The 16,690-nt window shown below is 35.7% G+C and carries 15 protein-coding genes; 14 read left to right on the top strand and 1 reads right to left on the bottom strand.

The window, feature by feature from the left end:
* Positions 1 to 328: 328 nt before the first annotated feature.
* The 6 genes from ESV24_RS08715 to ESV24_RS08690 all read left to right on the top strand — a co-directional run bounded on the left by ESV24_RS08715 (position 329) and on the right by ESV24_RS08690 (position 8,740).
* Positions 329 to 967: a CPBP family intramembrane glutamic endopeptidase gene (locus tag ESV24_RS08715; protein WP_111815911.1), complete on the top strand. Its 639-nt coding sequence runs from the start codon at positions 329 to 331 to the stop codon at positions 965 to 967.
* Between the two features lie 105 nt (positions 968 to 1,072).
* Entirely contained in the window at positions 1,073 to 2,344 is a 1,272-nt protein-coding gene (locus tag ESV24_RS08710) for a hemolysin family protein (RefSeq protein ID WP_111815912.1), read from the top strand.
* 179 nt (positions 2,345 to 2,523) lie between these two features.
* Positions 2,524 to 6,204 (top strand): DUF7149 domain-containing protein, encoded by a 3,681-nt coding sequence (locus ESV24_RS08705; RefSeq protein WP_111815913.1) that lies wholly within the window; start codon positions 2,524 to 2,526, stop codon positions 6,202 to 6,204.
* Positions 6,205 to 6,488: 284 nt separating this feature from the next.
* Positions 6,489 to 7,184, top strand: a complete 696-nt coding sequence (locus ESV24_RS08700; RefSeq protein ID WP_111815914.1) for a hypothetical protein — start codon at positions 6,489 to 6,491, stop codon at positions 7,182 to 7,184.
* Positions 7,185 to 7,310: 126 nt separating this feature from the next.
* Positions 7,311 to 8,120: a hypothetical protein gene (locus ESV24_RS08695; RefSeq protein WP_111815915.1), complete on the top strand. Its 810-nt coding sequence runs from the start codon at positions 7,311 to 7,313 to the stop codon at positions 8,118 to 8,120.
* 71 nt (positions 8,121 to 8,191) lie between these two features.
* Complete coding sequence (locus ESV24_RS08690) at positions 8,192 to 8,740, top strand: hypothetical protein (protein ID WP_111815916.1); 549 nt, start codon at positions 8,192 to 8,194, stop codon at positions 8,738 to 8,740.
* Between the two features lie 426 nt (positions 8,741 to 9,166).
* On the opposite strand, the gene ESV24_RS15590 is transcribed toward ESV24_RS08690, so the two are convergent.
* Positions 9,167 to 9,292, bottom strand: a complete 126-nt coding sequence (locus ESV24_RS15590; RefSeq protein ID WP_262510034.1) for a hypothetical protein — start codon at positions 9,290 to 9,292, stop codon at positions 9,167 to 9,169.
* Between the two features lie 125 nt (positions 9,293 to 9,417).
* Here ESV24_RS15590 and ESV24_RS08685 point away from each other — a divergent pair, with 125 nt between their 5' ends.
* The 8 genes from ESV24_RS08685 (at position 9,418) to ESV24_RS08650 (ending at position 16,312) form a co-directional block, all read left to right on the top strand.
* Positions 9,418 to 9,669, top strand: a complete 252-nt coding sequence (locus ESV24_RS08685) for a type II toxin-antitoxin system ParD family antitoxin (protein ID WP_111815917.1) — start codon at positions 9,418 to 9,420, stop codon at positions 9,667 to 9,669.
* Positions 9,662 to 9,961, top strand: coding sequence for a type II toxin-antitoxin system RelE/ParE family toxin (locus ESV24_RS08680; RefSeq protein ID WP_111815918.1), 300 nt, complete (start codon positions 9,662 to 9,664; stop codon positions 9,959 to 9,961). Before ESV24_RS08685 ends, ESV24_RS08680 begins: the two co-directional genes overlap by 8 nt.
* A gap of 123 nt (positions 9,962 to 10,084) precedes the next feature.
* Positions 10,085 to 11,089: a virulence RhuM family protein gene (locus tag ESV24_RS08675; RefSeq protein WP_111815919.1), complete on the top strand. Its 1,005-nt coding sequence runs from the start codon at positions 10,085 to 10,087 to the stop codon at positions 11,087 to 11,089.
* Positions 11,090 to 11,289: 200 nt separating this feature from the next.
* A complete protein-coding gene (locus ESV24_RS08670; RefSeq protein WP_111815920.1) occupies positions 11,290 to 11,841 on the top strand; it encodes a DUF7010 family protein in 552 nt (183 codons plus the stop codon).
* Between the two features lie 15 nt (positions 11,842 to 11,856).
* A complete protein-coding gene (locus ESV24_RS08665; protein WP_111815921.1) occupies positions 11,857 to 12,939 on the top strand; it encodes an endonuclease/exonuclease/phosphatase family protein in 1,083 nt (360 codons plus the stop codon).
* Between the two features lie 380 nt (positions 12,940 to 13,319).
* Positions 13,320 to 14,039 carry a hypothetical protein gene (locus ESV24_RS08660; RefSeq protein WP_111815922.1) on the top strand — a complete coding sequence of 240 codons (720 nt, stop codon included), beginning with the start codon at positions 13,320 to 13,322 and terminating at the stop codon, positions 14,037 to 14,039.
* A 162-nt stretch (positions 14,040 to 14,201) separates the two neighbouring features.
* Complete coding sequence (locus ESV24_RS08655) at positions 14,202 to 14,915, top strand: leucine-rich repeat domain-containing protein (RefSeq protein ID WP_111815923.1); 714 nt, start codon at positions 14,202 to 14,204, stop codon at positions 14,913 to 14,915.
* Positions 14,916 to 15,295: 380 nt separating this feature from the next.
* A complete protein-coding gene (locus ESV24_RS08650) occupies positions 15,296 to 16,312 on the top strand; it encodes an STM3941 family protein (protein ID WP_111815924.1) in 1,017 nt (338 codons plus the stop codon).
* Positions 16,313 to 16,690 lie beyond the last annotated feature (378 nt).

The raw sequence follows: 16,690 nt of genomic DNA, 5'->3' as shown, positions 1-16,690 counted from the left end.
GAAAATATACTCTATGATGTGCGAGAGGGAAAAAAGATTTAGTAGGTAGATAAAATTCATAAATGAGATTAACGTATCATAAGGGTGAAAGGGAGGTATGGTTTCTGAAATAGCTGAAATAATTCCCAAACGATTAGTTTCTATTCCATCCTATGGCCTTTTAAAGTCTGAAAAAAAAATTACGGAAGATTATATCTTATTGGGATTTAATATGTTTTAAAATTTTGAAAAGATTATTAAATAAATAATGTCGCATATTTGTAAGATAGCCGCAATAGGTACTAAGCAAATCCGCTTCTTGCCATACATTTAATAAAACCAATCCCGTATGAAAATAACAAAAAAGGAAATTGTTCTCGCATCACCATTTTTGATTATTGCAATCAGCTTTGGAATCGCCTTTCTATTCGGAAACATTATCGGAAAATGGGCTTTTATACCAATCATTTTGATTCAATGGTGTCTTTTTATATTCTTTATTTTTAAATATACTGATAAGGAAACAAGAAAGAAATTTTTACAAAAACCCAAAGGTTCATTCGGTTGGAACATCTTGGCTTTAATCGTTGGATTACTTCCACTTCCATTGTTTCTAATGCATTACGAAACATTACAAATTTGGCAAGTTTGGTTACCTTGGATTTTGTTAGCGCTATTCAATCCATGGATTGAAGAATTTTATTGGCGCGGATTACTTCTTAATTACACAAAAAACTGGTCAAATTGGACCGCAATACTATTCACAAGTTTAGTATTTGCTTTTAGTCACGCTGTCTTCGGAGTGAATTCAGATTTAAATAGCGGTTTAACCGTAATAATTTCTACATTCATTATGGGAATAGTTTGGGGACTCGTCTATAAGAAAACAGCTAGTTTGAGATGGATTATACTGGCTCACTTTTTAGTCGACTTTTTAAACCTGTCGGCAGCTTCATTTTTAGACCTATATGAAAAAGGAAATTGGTAGAACAATAATAACCCCCGCCGGCGCAGAGCTTTTCGCCACTGAAATCAAAAAACACAACAATAAATTAACATATTTATAGAACAACATAATCATTAACTTTACGCCATGGCAATACTGATTATATTTCTATTGATATTGATGAATGGAATTTTTGCCATGTCAGAAATTGCTATGGTTTCATCGCGTAAATCACGCCTGGAAACCGCAGCTAAAAGAGGTGATAAAACCGCAAAAAAGGCTCTTGAACTTTCTCAAAACCCAGGAAAATTTCTTTCCACCGTTCAAATTGGCATTACGCTTATAGGGATACTTACGGGTATTTATAGCGGCGAAAAAATTGAAGATGATTTAGTTAACTACCTAAACAACTTTGGACTGCTTAGGCAATACAGCGAGACCATTGCAGTAACAATTATTGTGGTAACACTTACCTTCTTTTCATTGGTGCTGGGCGAACTTGTTCCCAAACGAATAGGGCTGACAATGCCCGAAAAGATTTCAAAACTATTGTCATTCCCAATGTATTACATTTCTGTAATCGCTGCGCCTTTCATCTGGTTGCTCACTTTTACTTCAGACGCAATTATTAAACTGTTTCAAATCAAGCCCACTTTAGAAGGCAGAGTAACTGAAGAAGAAATAAAAGCAATTATTCAGGAAGGGATGGAAGGAGGCGCCATTCACGAAATAGAGCAGGACATTATGGAGCGGGTTATCAGCATGGGCGACCGTAAAGTAGCGTCGCTAATGACACATAGGTTCGACACTATTTTTTTAAGAACAACCTTTAACGTAAAAACTATCAACAGCACCGTAAATAGTGAAATGCACTCTGTTTACCCAGTGCTGAATAAGGAAAGTGGTGTTGAGGGTATAATTTTACTCAAAGACCTTTTCAAACACATTAATAAACCTAAATTTAAAATTACAGATCACTTAAGGCAGCCGCAATACTTTTCAGAAAACTTATCTGCTTATGAAGCGTTGAAATTATTCAAAACCGGAAACACACATCAAGCTATTGTTATAGATGAGTTTGGCCAAATGCAAGGTATAGTAACAATGAACGATTTATTGGAAGCCTTGGTGGGCGATGTGTCTGATTTTTACAGCAGCGAGTTTGATTTTATTCATCGCGAAGACGGCAGTTGGCTTATAGACGCACAATACCCACTTACAGAGTTTTTAAGAAAAATAGACTTAGACGATTTGGCAGAAGATTATCCATTTAATACCATAAGCGGTTTAATACTGAATCAATTAAGCCGAATACCAGCTACAGGCGACACCCTTTTATGGCTCAATTTTGAAATTGAAATAGTAGATATGGACGGCGCCAGAATAGACAAAGTGCTACTTACAGACAAAAATCAATAGTCCGCTGCCGTGCCTTTCCAAAGCGTACCCAATTAAACAAAGCATTTGCAATATAACCCCCGCTAATCCCTTGCTAGTTCAAACTCGAACATATAATTTCTGCTTTTTGCCTTATTATTTCAAGTGCAATCCCCCAAAAAATCACTAATTTCCCCCATCAACACCAATTACCAAATGCAATGCTGCCAAAACCCCTAAAACCACGAAAGGCAATAAACAAAGCTTTTCTAAAAATAAAACCTAACCGCACAGAGATTGAAGCTTTCAAGGCAAACTTGATTGAACTGCTGGACCGAACCAACGATACCGAGAGCGAGGAGTTTCATAAAAACCTGGTTTCAGATTTCCTAAAAAGAACCTATTACGAACCCAACCATTTTATAAACACCAAAGGGCGGAACGATCTGGTTATCCACAACGGCAACAAGGCAAAAAGCACCGTAGGCGTAATTATTGAAGCCAAAAAACCTACCAATAGGACCGAGATGGTTACTGCGGCAAAGCTTAACGTAAAAGCATTTCAGGAATTGGTGCTTTATTATTTGCGGGAGCGCATTACCCATAAAAACCTGGAGGTAAAACAGCTGGTGGTTACCAACATTAACGAATGGTTCATTTTTGACGCCAACAGCTTCGAAAAACTCTTCGCCCAAAACAAAGCACTGGTAAAACAGTTCAATGACTTTGAGGGCGGCAGGCTGGCAGGAAAGAATACCGATTTCTTCTACAAAGAAATAGCCGAGCCTTTTATCAATACAATAACACAGGAAATTGAATTCACCTTCTTTGACATCCGCGAGTACGAAAATCCACTGCGCAACGATAACCCAAAAGACGATAACAAACTCATTGCCCTTTTTAAGCTCCTTTCGCCAGAGCATTTGCTGAAACTTCCTTTCGCCAATGACAGCAATAGTCTGGACAAACGCTTTTATGGGGAACTGCTCCACATAATAGGCCTTTCCGAAACAAAGGAAGGCAGCAAAAAACTGATAGAACGCAACAAAGCAGGAGAACGCAATACAGGCAGTTTTTTGGAAAACGCTATCATTCAATTAGATAGTTTAGATAAAATAAACCGTTTGGATAATCCACTCCACTTTGGCGCTACCCAAGAGGAACGTCTTTTCAACGTAGGCTTAGAGTTAGCCATTACTTGGATAAACCGTATTCTTTTCCTAAAACTGTTGGAGGCGCAGCTACTCACATATCATAAAAGCGATAAGAGTTACGAGTTCCTAAGCATAGACAAGATAAAAAACTATGACGACCTCAACAGCCTCTTCTTCCAAGTGCTGGCCCGCAAACACGAGCAGCGCAATGAGGATGTAAAGGACACTTTCGCAAAAGTGCCCTACCTAAACAGTTCGCTCTTTGAACCTACGGGCATTGAGCACGGCACGCTGTTTATAAGCAACCTGCGCGACGATAAACCCCTGCCTATCTATCAAGCCACCGTGCTAAAGACCGATAACGGTAAAAAACGCACGGGCAGTTTAAGCACTTTGGAATATCTGTTTGAATTCCTAAACGCTTACGACTTTAGCAGCGAGGGCAAAGAAGAAATACAGGAAGACAACAAAACCCTCATCAACGCCTCGGTACTCGGGCTTATCTTTGAAAAGATAAACGGCTATAAAGACGGCTCTTTCTTTACCCCCGGCTTTATCACAATGTATATGTGCCGCGAAACCATCCGCAAGGCGGTGGTGCAAAAGTTTAACGAAACCAAAGGCTGGGATTGTAAAGATATTGATGCGCTGTATGATAAAATAGGAACAGAAGATAGGGCAGAAGCCAACCAAATTGTAAACAGCCTAAAAATATGTGATCCCGCAGTGGGCTCCGGGCATTTCCTAGTTTCTGCCTTAAATGAAATGATTGCCATCAAGAACGACCTAAAAATATTGCAGGACCGCGACGGCAAGCGTTTAAAGGAATATCAGTTTGAAGTAGTAAATGACGAATTGATAGTAACCGACGAAGACGGCGAACTCTTTGAATACAATCCTTCAAAACGGTCACTGAGCGGAGCCGAAGTGCCCGTTGTTTCAGAAAGCCAGCGCATACAGCAAACCCTCTTTCACGAAAAGCAGACCATTATTGAAAACTGCCTGTTTGGGGTAGACATAAACCCAAACTCAGTAAAAATCTGCCGCCTGCGGCTTTGGATAGAGCTGCTTAAAAACGCCTATTATAAAAACGAAACCGAACTAGAAACCCTCCCAAACATAGACATAAACATAAAGTGCGGCAACTCCCTCATTAGCAGGTTTGCGCTTGATGCAGACCTAACAAAAGCCCTAAAAAGCAGCAAATGGACCATAGACAGCTACCGTGTGGCGGTAGATACCTACCGCAACGCCCAAAACAAGGAGCAGAAGCACGCCATGGAAAAGCTGATAGACGCCATAAAGAGCGATTTTAGAAGTGAAATTTCCAGCAACGACCCAAAGGTGAAACGGTTGACCAAACTAAAGGGCGAACTCTTTGGCATGACCAACCAAACTCAAATGTTTGCGATGACCCAAAAGGAAAAAGCCGTTTGGAACAAAAAGCTAAAGCAACTGGCGGAAGCCACCACCAAGCTGGAAACCGAAATAGAAGAAATAAAAAACAACAAGATTTACGAAGATGCCTTTGAATGGCGCTTTGAGTTTCCCGAGGTGCTGGATGATAGTGGGGATTTTGTGGGCTTTGATGTGGTTATTGGGAATCCGCCTTATGTTAATTTCAGAGACATTAAAGATGTTCATGAAAAGAATTATATGCTAAATAATTATTCTGTTGCAGAATATCAATCCGATCTATTCATATTATTCATAGAAAAGGCTTTTCAAGTCCTTCATAAGAAAGGCAATTTTGGATTTATAATACCAAATTCAATCTCTAATAATCTAAATAATTCGAAGATTAGAAAATTCATTTTAGATGAAAGTTCTGTGAACAATATAATAAACACTCCTATTGGGGTATTTCCAGACGCAACTGTTGATACAGTGGTAATTACTTGTCAATTACCGAAAAAAAATGATAGCTCATTAAATGCTTTTGAAATCAATAAAACTGATTTTGTTTTCTTTGAAAAATTCAAGCAGTCTACTTTTGAAAACAATGAAAATTATTATTTCGATTTTCTTACAAGTTCTGTTAACAAAGAATTATTGTCAAAGATTGAGACAGAAACTGTTCTCTTAAATGAAATTACCGATTCTTCCAGTGGAATAAAAGAATACGAAACAGGAAAGGGTACACCGCCTCAAACAATTTCCGACCGGAAGGAGAAAGTTTTCAATTCTAAGGAAAAGCTGAGTGAAGACTTTAGAAAACATGTAACTGGTTCAGATGTGGAAAAATATTCTATAAATTGGAAAGGTAATTACCTAAAATACGGTAAACATCTTGGGGCAGCTCGCGATTCAAAATATTTCGAAGGCGAAAGATTTATTATTCGTGAAATACCTAGTAAAAGTGGTTTACTTGTTAGTTACACAAAAGAAGATTATACTGTCAAAAATACAGCGCACGTATTCATACCAAACCCTGAATACAATTGTAAATATTTGGTCGGGATATTAAATTCAAAACTTATGGGTTTCTATTTCGTGAACAAATTTTCAGAAAGGGATGGAGTTTTTCCGAAAGCGAAAATTGGTCAGTGCAGAATGCTTCCCATTAAAATTGTAGATGAAGAAATAGAATCTAAAATTGTTGATTTAGTGGAAAACATTTTCGCTCTTAAACAAACAGATGTAAAAGCAGACACCACCGCCCTCGAAGCCCAAATAGACCAGCTAGTCTATCAACTCTACAACCTAACGGAAGATGAGGTTGCTATTATTGAGGAGGCAACTGTTTAAAAGTTCAATGTTGAAAAGTTTGTTAAGAACAACCTATGAAAAACGAGACTGTAAATAGTTAAATAGAGTAACTTGTTTAAGAATAATTTTATAACAAAATGCGATGTTGACAATTAAAGCAATTAAACCTGGACCGAAGCCAAATAAGCCTGATGATACGCCAGATAGAAGAAGAAGGGTTGCTCCTCCAAGCAAACCGAATCACCCAGGTCTAAAACCTCATAGGCATAATCCTGGGGATTAATAACTGCTATATGTAAATAATTAAGATAGGCGCAAATATAATGACTACCAAAAAACAAAACATTGTACTACGAACAATCTTAATTATCGCTATAGGCTGCATTTTAGTCATAAAATTCATTTTTGTTTCTGTGCCTGAAATATGGGACATAGGTAGTGAGATTGGTGAAGTCACCTATGATTTAAGTCTAGCTTATATTGTAACCTATTTATTCTATGAGGTGGTGGTGGCTCTACCCAAAAAAAGAGATTTAAAAAATATTTACGCAACTGCAAAATGGTTATCTTTTGATATTGCATATACCGGAAGTACAATTATAAAACCTAATTTAGGAATACAACCCCCGTCTGACATACCTACTGTAAAAAGGGGACTGACCAAAGCGGATTTTGAAACATTTTGTCTTCTTAATAAAATTACAGATACGTATGATTTCTTATGGATTAGAGGTACTATTTCTCCAATTAGTTATTTAGAACATTTTAAAAATATCCAAAAAAAGACCAATGACCACATAGAAGAGCTATTTAGATTCATGTCTCACTTGGAAACTGACCATATTAGACTATTGAATGATATTCGGAAATGCGCATTTATGAGAATAGGTTATATCTATTTAGATCAAAAAGGTATGATTGAAGAAAAAGAAAACCTGTCTTTTCTATGTCCAATGCTTTATGAATTCTATCAATGTACAATAAATTTAGATACATATATCGAACGATTAGATGTATAAACCCCACGTTAACTTACCTTTGTTACGCGTGTTCTCCATGTAAATTGTACCTATATATATCATTTTTAACTGTAAAACCATCCCGATAATACCATCCATGTCGGTAACAAAAACAATAAACTTTAAATGCATCTAACACACACAAAATTAAAACCAACAACAAATATTGATATTGACTTTAATCCTTCTGAAGTAATAAAAGACATTGTAATACCAGAGGAAAGTCAAAAAATAATAACTGAAGTTGAAAACTCAAAAAAAACTTCTGATCAATATGGTTATGATTTAATGATATTATTTGATGATAATATAGTTTTTGGTTTTGATGTATTTCATTTTGGGAAAAAAATAGTTTTGCCAGAGTTAAATCCTGTCACTATTTTTTACTCAAACGCAGTAATGAGTCATAAAAATTTGGTTGCAAGCCAAAATACATTGATAGAAGATTCTCCTACACTGAAAAATCATCGAAAGCTAGTTGACCCAAAGAAATTTGGATTTTTTTTTCAGCTAGCAACTAATTGTATTATAAATCTTCAGGCAACAATTGAAACTTATGCTAATAGCATAATTACAGATGATTATCAACCCATTGATAAAAACGGAGAACCAATGAAAAAATTAACCCTTGACTACAAAATCAACACGGCAATTCCGGAAATAAAAAAAGATAAGTTTAAAAGAGTTAATAGAAAAGATGACAATATTATTCGGCGAATCATTTGTTTAAGAAATGATATAATTCATTTAAAACCTTCACCTGAAAAAACGAATACAAAGTATAAAGATCTTTACCAAAGGCTAATAAAATTTGACTATACGACGGCTATTTTTGCTGTAAGGAATTTTGTTAATTTCTATGATTCTGGCTTAATAGAAGAGTGCTCTTGCGGTAAAGAATATTATTATGATTTGAATATAATAGATAAAAAGTAAAATAAATACCTCACGCTGGCGCGGGCGTCCCGCCCGTGTCTCTAAGTTAAATTGAAATCACTCAAAAAACTATGACCAAAAAAGACTTCTTCCGAATCATAATCAAACTATTTGGCCTTTATTCCTTAATATTAGCGGTATTCTATTACATCCCCTCAAATATTAGTTATATAATTTATGATTTTGAACCCTTTTCTTTTCTCTGGATTTTAGGGATTTTAGTATTCGTATTTCTAGTTTACATATTTCTAATTTTAAAAACCGACAAAATCATCGACCTACTTAAAATAGATAAAGGCTTTGACGATGACCGTATTGTGTTTAGCAATTTTAACAGCCGAACCATTGTGCAATTAGCATTAATAGTAATCGGTGGCTTTCTAATAATAGATTATCTACCAGACTTTCTCCACTCGTGTTATCTGGCTTTTAAAAAACAGGTTGCCACAAATGGTTTAAACGCTATGGAAGATTTAGCTTTCGGGAAACCATTTGATTATTTTAATTGGGCTATTGCGGGAATGAATATAATTCTTGGTTATATACTATTAACAAACTATGTACACATTGCAAAATGGTTAAACAGAAAAGATAAAAACGATGAGCCGCATATAGAATAATTAGATGAGCTATTACTTAATGAGCAGTTTGTTTATATTTGAAATAACCATCAAATCTTTACCCCCTGCTGGCGCGGGCGTCCCGCCCGTGTCCTTCGTCTCAGTGAGTAACCCAGCATTTCCGGCACGAGCGAGACGCTCGCACTAGCAAAAGAATAAGAAGACAAACAATAAACAATAAACAATAAACAATTCCCCCGTGTCTTTCGGCTCAGTGAGTAACCCAGCATTTCTGGCACGAGCGAGACGCTCGCGCTAGCAAAAAAATAAGAAGACAAACAATAAACAATAAACAATTCCCCCGTATCCTTCGGCTCAGTGAGTAACCCAGCATTTGCGCCACGAGCGAGACGCTCGCGCTAGCGAAAACTAAACGAAGGCAATTTTGATCTTCCTTTAAGATATACGGTAACTGATTTTATGAATCTATAATCCTAAGCTGGTGTGTGTTTGCAACGCGTGTTCTTCAAAGATGGCTTTTTCAACTTCAGTTTCAACTTCAACTTCAACTTCACCTTCATCCTGCGGATGCAAGCATTTGAATACCTTCAAATATTTTTTTTACTGTATTTAAAATAACATGAGCAAGATGGCGTATATACGCAAGGCGCCCACGATTTGATAAAAATTTTGCCAAAATACCAATTTTTGGTATATTTGAGTAAAATTGTAATCAAATGAACAAAAACACATCAATATCACTCGGAAATTATTTTGATCAATTCGTTCAAAGTAGTATAAGTGAAGGAAGGTTCAAAAATGTTAGCGAAGTAATACGCGCAGGATTAAGACTTTTAGAAGAGGAAGAAAGCAAAGTGATTGCTCTGAAAAGCGCAATTCAAGAAGGAATTGACAGTGGAATAGCTCACGACTTTGACCCAAAGAAACACCTTGAATCTCTAAAAGCGAAAAAACACTCGAATGGCTGAATATAAGTTGACGAACAAAGCTGTTGCGGATTTATCAAAGATTTGGAATTATACTTTTGAGGTTTGGTCAGAACAACAAGCTGACAAATATTACGATTCACTAATTTCTAATTGCCAAGAAATTGCAGAAAATCCAGATTTAGGAAAAAACTATGAAGGAATATCAAAGCAACTTCTGGGAATGAAAGCAAATCGACATATTATATTCTACAGACCTTTAAGCGAAAGCTATGTTGAAATAACAAGAATTTTACACGAAAGAATGGATTTGAGGAAAAGAGGCGTGGAATAAAAACTGTACTCGCCCGTGTACTTCGGCTCAGTGAGTAACCCAGCATTTCTGGTACGAGCGCGAATGAAGACCACTAAAAATAAAAGCCCATCAGAAAATCTGTCAAAAGACTAGTTCAAGACAATGGATGACCAAATATTAATTTACCAAAACCAAGACGGCAACATTAAAATAGATGTTCGCTTAGAAGAAGAAACGGTGTGGCTTACGCAAGACCAAATGGCTACCTTGTTTGGGAAAGGTAGAAGTACTGTTACAGAGCATATTCAAAACGTGTTTTCAGAAAACGAGTTGGAGGCAGAAGCAACTAGTCGGAAATTCCGACAAGTTCGGACCGAAGGCTCTCGAACAGTTGAAAGAGATATAGAACATTATAATCTAGACGTTATTATATCAGTAGGTTATAGAGTAAAATCGGTGCAAGGTACACAGTTTCGTATTTGGGCTACCCAACGTTTAAAAGAATACATTATTAAAGGTTTTGCCTTGAATGATGACCGTTTTAAGTCGGGCACTGCAATGAATTACTTTAATGAGCTGCAAGACCGTATTCGTGAAATACGATTATCAGAAAAATTCTTCTATCAAAAAATAAAAGACATTTACGCTACCAGTATAGATTATGATCCAAAAGATAAAAATACCATTCAGTTTTTCAAGATGGTTCAAAACAAACTGCTTTGGGCAATAAGCCAGCAAACCGCAGCAGAATTAGTTTTTAGGCGTGCAGACTCCTCGTTACCGCTTATGGGTATGCTTTCCTATCATAAAAAGAGAAAAATAGCTATTAAAAAAACCGAAGTAAGTATTGCTAAAAATTATTTAGATGAGGATGAAATAAAACTATTAGGGCTTTTGGTAGAACAATATTTAGCATTTGCTCAAACTATGGCACAACAACAAACGCCAATGTATATGAAAGATTGGGCAAATAGACTAGACAGTATTTTGCAACTAAATGGCAGAGAACTTTTAACTCACGCAGGAAAAATAAGTCATAATAAAGCTGTGGAGAAAGCAGGTGAAGAATATGAGAAATTCAAACAACAGCAAAAAGTAATAGAAAAAGAACAAAGCTTAAAGGAAATAGAAGAAGACATAAAGCGACTAAAGCCTCCAAAAAAATGAATCTTTTAGCTATCGCGAACCTCCAGTCTGTATTTTTCCAAAAACCCTCGCTGTAGCGGGCGTCCCGCCCGTGTCCTTCGGCTCAATGAGTAACCCAGCATTTCCGGCACGAGCGAGACGGTTATGTTAGCGGTGCATAAAAAGAAAATCCTGCTTTACAAGGTAATGCAACCTAAAAAATTCAACAACCATACTAATAAATGAACCATCCTAAAAGAACGCTCGAAGAACAACGAATTGAGTTCGCAAATAGAAAATTCCTAGCAACACCTTTAGCTGGTTTAATAGCGTGGTTAATAGTTGGCATTGCAGGACTTACACTACCAATTCAAGCAACTGTTTGGGTATTATTCATTGCCACTGGCTGCATTGTGTATTTGGGAATGTTTATTTCAAAATTTACGGGCGAGAATTTTCTGGACAAAACAAAACCTAAAAATGAATTTGACAAACTGTTCTTTTTTACTGTAGGGCAAGCAATTTTGGTATATTCAATTGCAATTCCGTTTTTTATTATAGACTATTCGTCATTACCTTTAACAGTAGGAATTTTAACAGGACTAATGTGGCTACCATTTTCATGGATTATTAATCATTGGGTTGGTATTTTCCATGCGCTTACAAGAACAGTTTTGGTTCTTGTACTTTGGTACCTGCTACCAGAATACAGATTTGTTGTAATACCTTTTGGCATAGTATTAATTTATATCATTACCCTATTAATTTTGAAAAACAGAAAGAAAACGGAATAAAAACGCACTACAACAATGAAAAAAATTGCATTTAGACAGATCTTTTTTTGGTTTGGGGTTATAACTATTATAATAACCTTTTTGCCATTATTGCCCGCAGATTATTGGTGGGTACGCATGTGGGGCTTTCCACATCTTCAAGTAACTGCACTTACATTTTTTGCCATATTATTATATAGCATCATTTTTAGTTTTCAGAAAAAGAAAGATGTTGTATTGCTTTCCGTCCTAATAGGATGTTTTGTGTATCAATTTTCAGTTATAGTATCTTTTACCCCACTTTATAAAAAAGATGTGCTTTCAGCTACTAATTCCCAAAAAGATCGCAGGGTAAAAATACTTACTGCAAATGTTCTGCAGAAAAATGAAAATAACCATAAACTAGTCGCCCTAATAAAGAATTTGAATGCAGATATTATGGTTTTTACTGAGGCAGATAGCTTGTGGCAAAAAGCTATAAATAAAGGCTTGGGTAAAAAGTATGCTTACAGTGTAGAACTGCCACTTTCCAACACCTATGGTATGTTATTATATTCAAAGTATGAACTTATAGATCCCGAAATAAAATTTATGGTTACCGATACCATACCGTCAATACATACAAAATTTAAAATGCCTACTGGAGAATTGATACAACTTTACGCCATTCATCCCACCCCACCAATGCCACAGGAAAACCCACTTTCAACAGATAGGGATGCTGAAATGATGCTTACCGCAAGATTAGCAAGGGAATCGGAAATACCCGTAATTGTAATTGGGGACTTAAACGATATCCCCTGGTCTGATACTTCAAAGCTCTTTAAAAACACTGCGGAACTACTGGATATAAGAATAGGTCGAGGATTTTACAGTACTTACAATGCTGAGAAAACATTGTTAAGATGGCCTTTGGACCATATTTATGTGACGCCAGAATTTAGAGTATCAGATATTAGAGTGGAGGAGGCTATAGATTCTGATCATTTTCCATATTACGCATCTTTAGACTTTGAACCGGAAGGTGCCCAAGAACAATTGCCCGACCCTGCCACAGAAAAAGAATTAAAGAGAGCCCAAGAACAGATTGACAAGCTCAAGGAAAAAAAGAAGAAGTAGGAATAAATTATTTTGCTCCACGCTGGCGCTGGGGTTCCCACTCGTGTCCTTTGGCTCAGTGAGTAACCCAGCATTTCCGGCACGAGCCAGACACTCGCTAGCACAAAAATATACGAAGGCAATTTTTAACTAATCTTTCTTTACGTTATTCAATAACTATTTTATGAATCAATAATCCTAAGCAGTTGTGTGTTTGAAACGCGTATTCTCTACTGCTTAATTTTTCAACTTCATCTTCAACTTCAACTTAATTTTTAATTGCTAATATTGAGGAGGCTACGAGTTAGAGGGCTTAGTTAATTGTTTGATATATTTTAATAAGCATGTGTATAATGAAGTATATTAGCTTGTTATAATTCATATTATAAAAAACTCAAATCATGAAAAAATCACATCTTTTATTGCTGTTTTTTTTGATATTAATCAGTTGTTCTTCTGATGATGCTATAAATGCCACTATCAATGGTACAGTCCAACGTGCACTAGATGGAAACGGAATTGCTGACCAATCGGTAATTGTAATGACAAGAAAACACACTGGTTCTGGTTTGTTCTCAACTATTAAAGAGTTAGACCGCACAGAAGTTATCACAGACGTAAATGGAAATTTTTCAGCAGCCTTAATAAATGAAGTAGGTGCATTTATTACAATTGTTCATCAAGGAGATGACGATTACTCTGGAACAGGAATATATACAGACTATCCAATTAATGAACCTATTATTATAGAAGTCGATAAATTTATTAAGTTTAAAATATCTGTCAATAACACCAATCCAATTGACGGAAATGATTTTATTAACATTGATTTCTTTGCAGGACTAATAAATGTGAAAAGAACCGATATTGAAAACTTTGGGATAGAAAACACCTACCATCCAGAAGAACAGCTTCCAGGTGGCGGTACCATTGGACCTTGGGAAGAAACCTCTTGGACCGGAATTGATGTAAAGTCCATAATTTATTACAGCGTACCCGAAACCGCTGAACACTTTAAAATTCGATGGATTATGAAAAAAAATGGTATCGAAACCGATGGCTTTACAGATGAAATTCCTCATACTATTGACCAAGTAAATCCGTTCGCATTTCAATATTAGAAAAAATTATTTTCAATAATAAATACTCCACGCTGGCTCATACGTTCCGCCCGTGCTCTTCGATGAGTGAAGAAATCAAAAAATGCTGCTTATATTTATAGCAATATTTTGTTTACCAGTCAATAAGCATAAACACAACGTTGAACTTAAAAAAATAAAACTATGAAAACTTCAAAGCTATTATTTCTCTTATTTTTGGCACCTTTCTTAACAATATCCTGCTCCAAAGACAGCTTACCGGAGGAAGAAAATTTGCAGGAAGAAAACAAATATTTTAAATATACCATAGGTGATGGGCCCTTCGTGCATTTTGAAGATATGGTCCTTAAAGAAATAATATTGAACAATTTTGATATTAATACAAACAAAGACAATGAAATTAGTTTTGAAGAAGCCACGGCATATAAAGGCGCTATAGATGTTTCCTTTAATACTATTGAAAGCTTAACCGGAATCGAGAAATTTGTAAATATAATAGCATTGAATTGCGCAAATAATAAGTTAAACACGCTCGATATGAGTAACAATCTTAGTTTAGAAAGTCTTAACTGCGGAAACAATCCCTTTTATGAAATAGATCTTAGCCCAAATACCAAATTGACACATCTAGATATAAGAACCACAAAAATTGCTACACTAGACCTTTCCAAAAACACAAATCTTGTGGTAATTAAAGGCGTGTGCAATTATAATTTGAAAACAGTTAATGTTAGAAATAACAGTAATGATAAAATATTGATATTCTTTTTTGGGCTTAACAATACTACTTTGGAGTGTGTTCAGGTGGACGATATTGATTATTCAAATACCATTACTAACTGGATAATACCGGAAAATGCAATATATTCATTGAATTGTTTTGACAATATACTTTAATAAAAATTACTCCCGCTGGTACGGGTGTCTCGCCCGTGTCCTTCGGCTCAGTGAGTAACCTAGCATTTCCGGCACGAGCGAGACGTTCGCGCTAGTAAAAAATAAACGAGAGCAATTTTTATTAATCTTCCTTTACGTTATTCAGTCACTGATTTTATGAATTTATAATACCAAGCTGGTATGCATTTGAAACGCGTGTCCTCCACAGATGGATTTTTCAACTTCAACTTCAATTTCAATTGCTATTATAGAGGACGCAACGAGTTCGAATACATAGTTAATTTTTTTAATACATTTGAAATAGACAAGTGTGGTGTGAAGTATATATGTATGTTAGTAGGGATATAATAAGACCACGACGAAAGCCAGTGAAACTATAAATGAAGGAAATAAAACTATATAAAACGACGGCCAAAGGATTGAAAATTATTGGATTGACTATTCCGTTTGTAGTGATTGGAATATGGATGATAACGCAAGATTCTCCAGGAACAATTAATTACATAATGGGTTGGTTTGGTGTTTGTTTCTTCGGCCTTGGTATTCCAGTAGGACTTTTTCAAATTTTTGATAAAAGGCCTCAAATTATAATTAATGAAAATGGCATTTGGGACAGAACCACAAACCAGGACGAGATTAAATGGGAACAAATAATTGTAGCATATCCAATTGACATCTTTGGACAAAAGTTTGTTTCAATAGTAGCAGACAACACATTTATTTTCAAAAAAAAACAATACAAGTGGGCAGCGAAAATTAATAAACAAATTGGAGCACAGCAGCTCAATTTAAATTTAGGGCAAATAAACATTAATGTAAATACTCTGAATGATCTAATAAACAAGTTAAGCAAATCGGAAAAAGAAGAAAGAAGAAATATCATCCAGTCATTTAAGGTTAACAAGGTAGGTTCCTCGCTCTTAGGTTTTCAGAAGGCAATTCTTTACATTTTAAGTTCCATTGGTTTACTCATGTTGACCTTAACAGGTCTTGCCGCATTTTGGACAATTATGATAGCAATGGGTGTAGCAGCTTTGATAGCTCGTTGGTATTGGGGGAGCAATAAGGACTCGAAAGTTCGGACATATGCAGAAACCATTGCTTGGTTTGGATTTATAAATATGGTTCTGTATTTATTTACAATTAAGACCTATGACCACATAACAGAAAGTGTTGGACAGAAAATTTCAACCGAAGCTGAAAATTATAAAAACCGTTACTCTAAATATCCAAGCGGTTTAGAAACAATAAATATTGATGGTGATTTGAACTTATTAGAGAAATACTTTGCGAATAAGATTGAATATAGTTTGACTGATACGGATTACGAGTTAAAACTTTTCGACCTATTCAATAAGGAGAGAATATATGACCCAAAATTACAAGAGTGGAGATGAATATTATGAGAGGGAGTGCCTTTGCAGCGATTAACTTTCACAACCCAAATAGGCAAGCCAGTATATCAACGCCATAACCTAACCGAAGAGCAAATCGCCATTGTTGAAGCGTCATAATTAGCTAAATTATAATTGGCAATTCACTAACACAATATATAATATTAAAAGCGTGAGTAAATTGTTATTATAGAGAAGGCTCGAGTTAGAGTACATAGTTAATTTTTGATATATTTGGAATAGACAGGGGTGGATGGAAGTATGTACCTGTTAGCGCAAATAGAACTAAACCAATTAATTAGTTCCAATTAACCTGCATTAATTAACGTTAAAAAAGACTTAAATTGTAACTTGTACTATCATTTTTTAAACCAAAAATAT

Source organism: Aequorivita lipolytica, assembly GCF_007997135.1.
Taxonomy (GTDB): Bacteria; Bacteroidota; Bacteroidia; order Flavobacteriales; family Flavobacteriaceae; genus Aequorivita; species Aequorivita lipolytica.
Note: the sequence above shows the minus strand (reverse complement) of the source record. Positions and strands in the feature narration are given on the sequence as shown.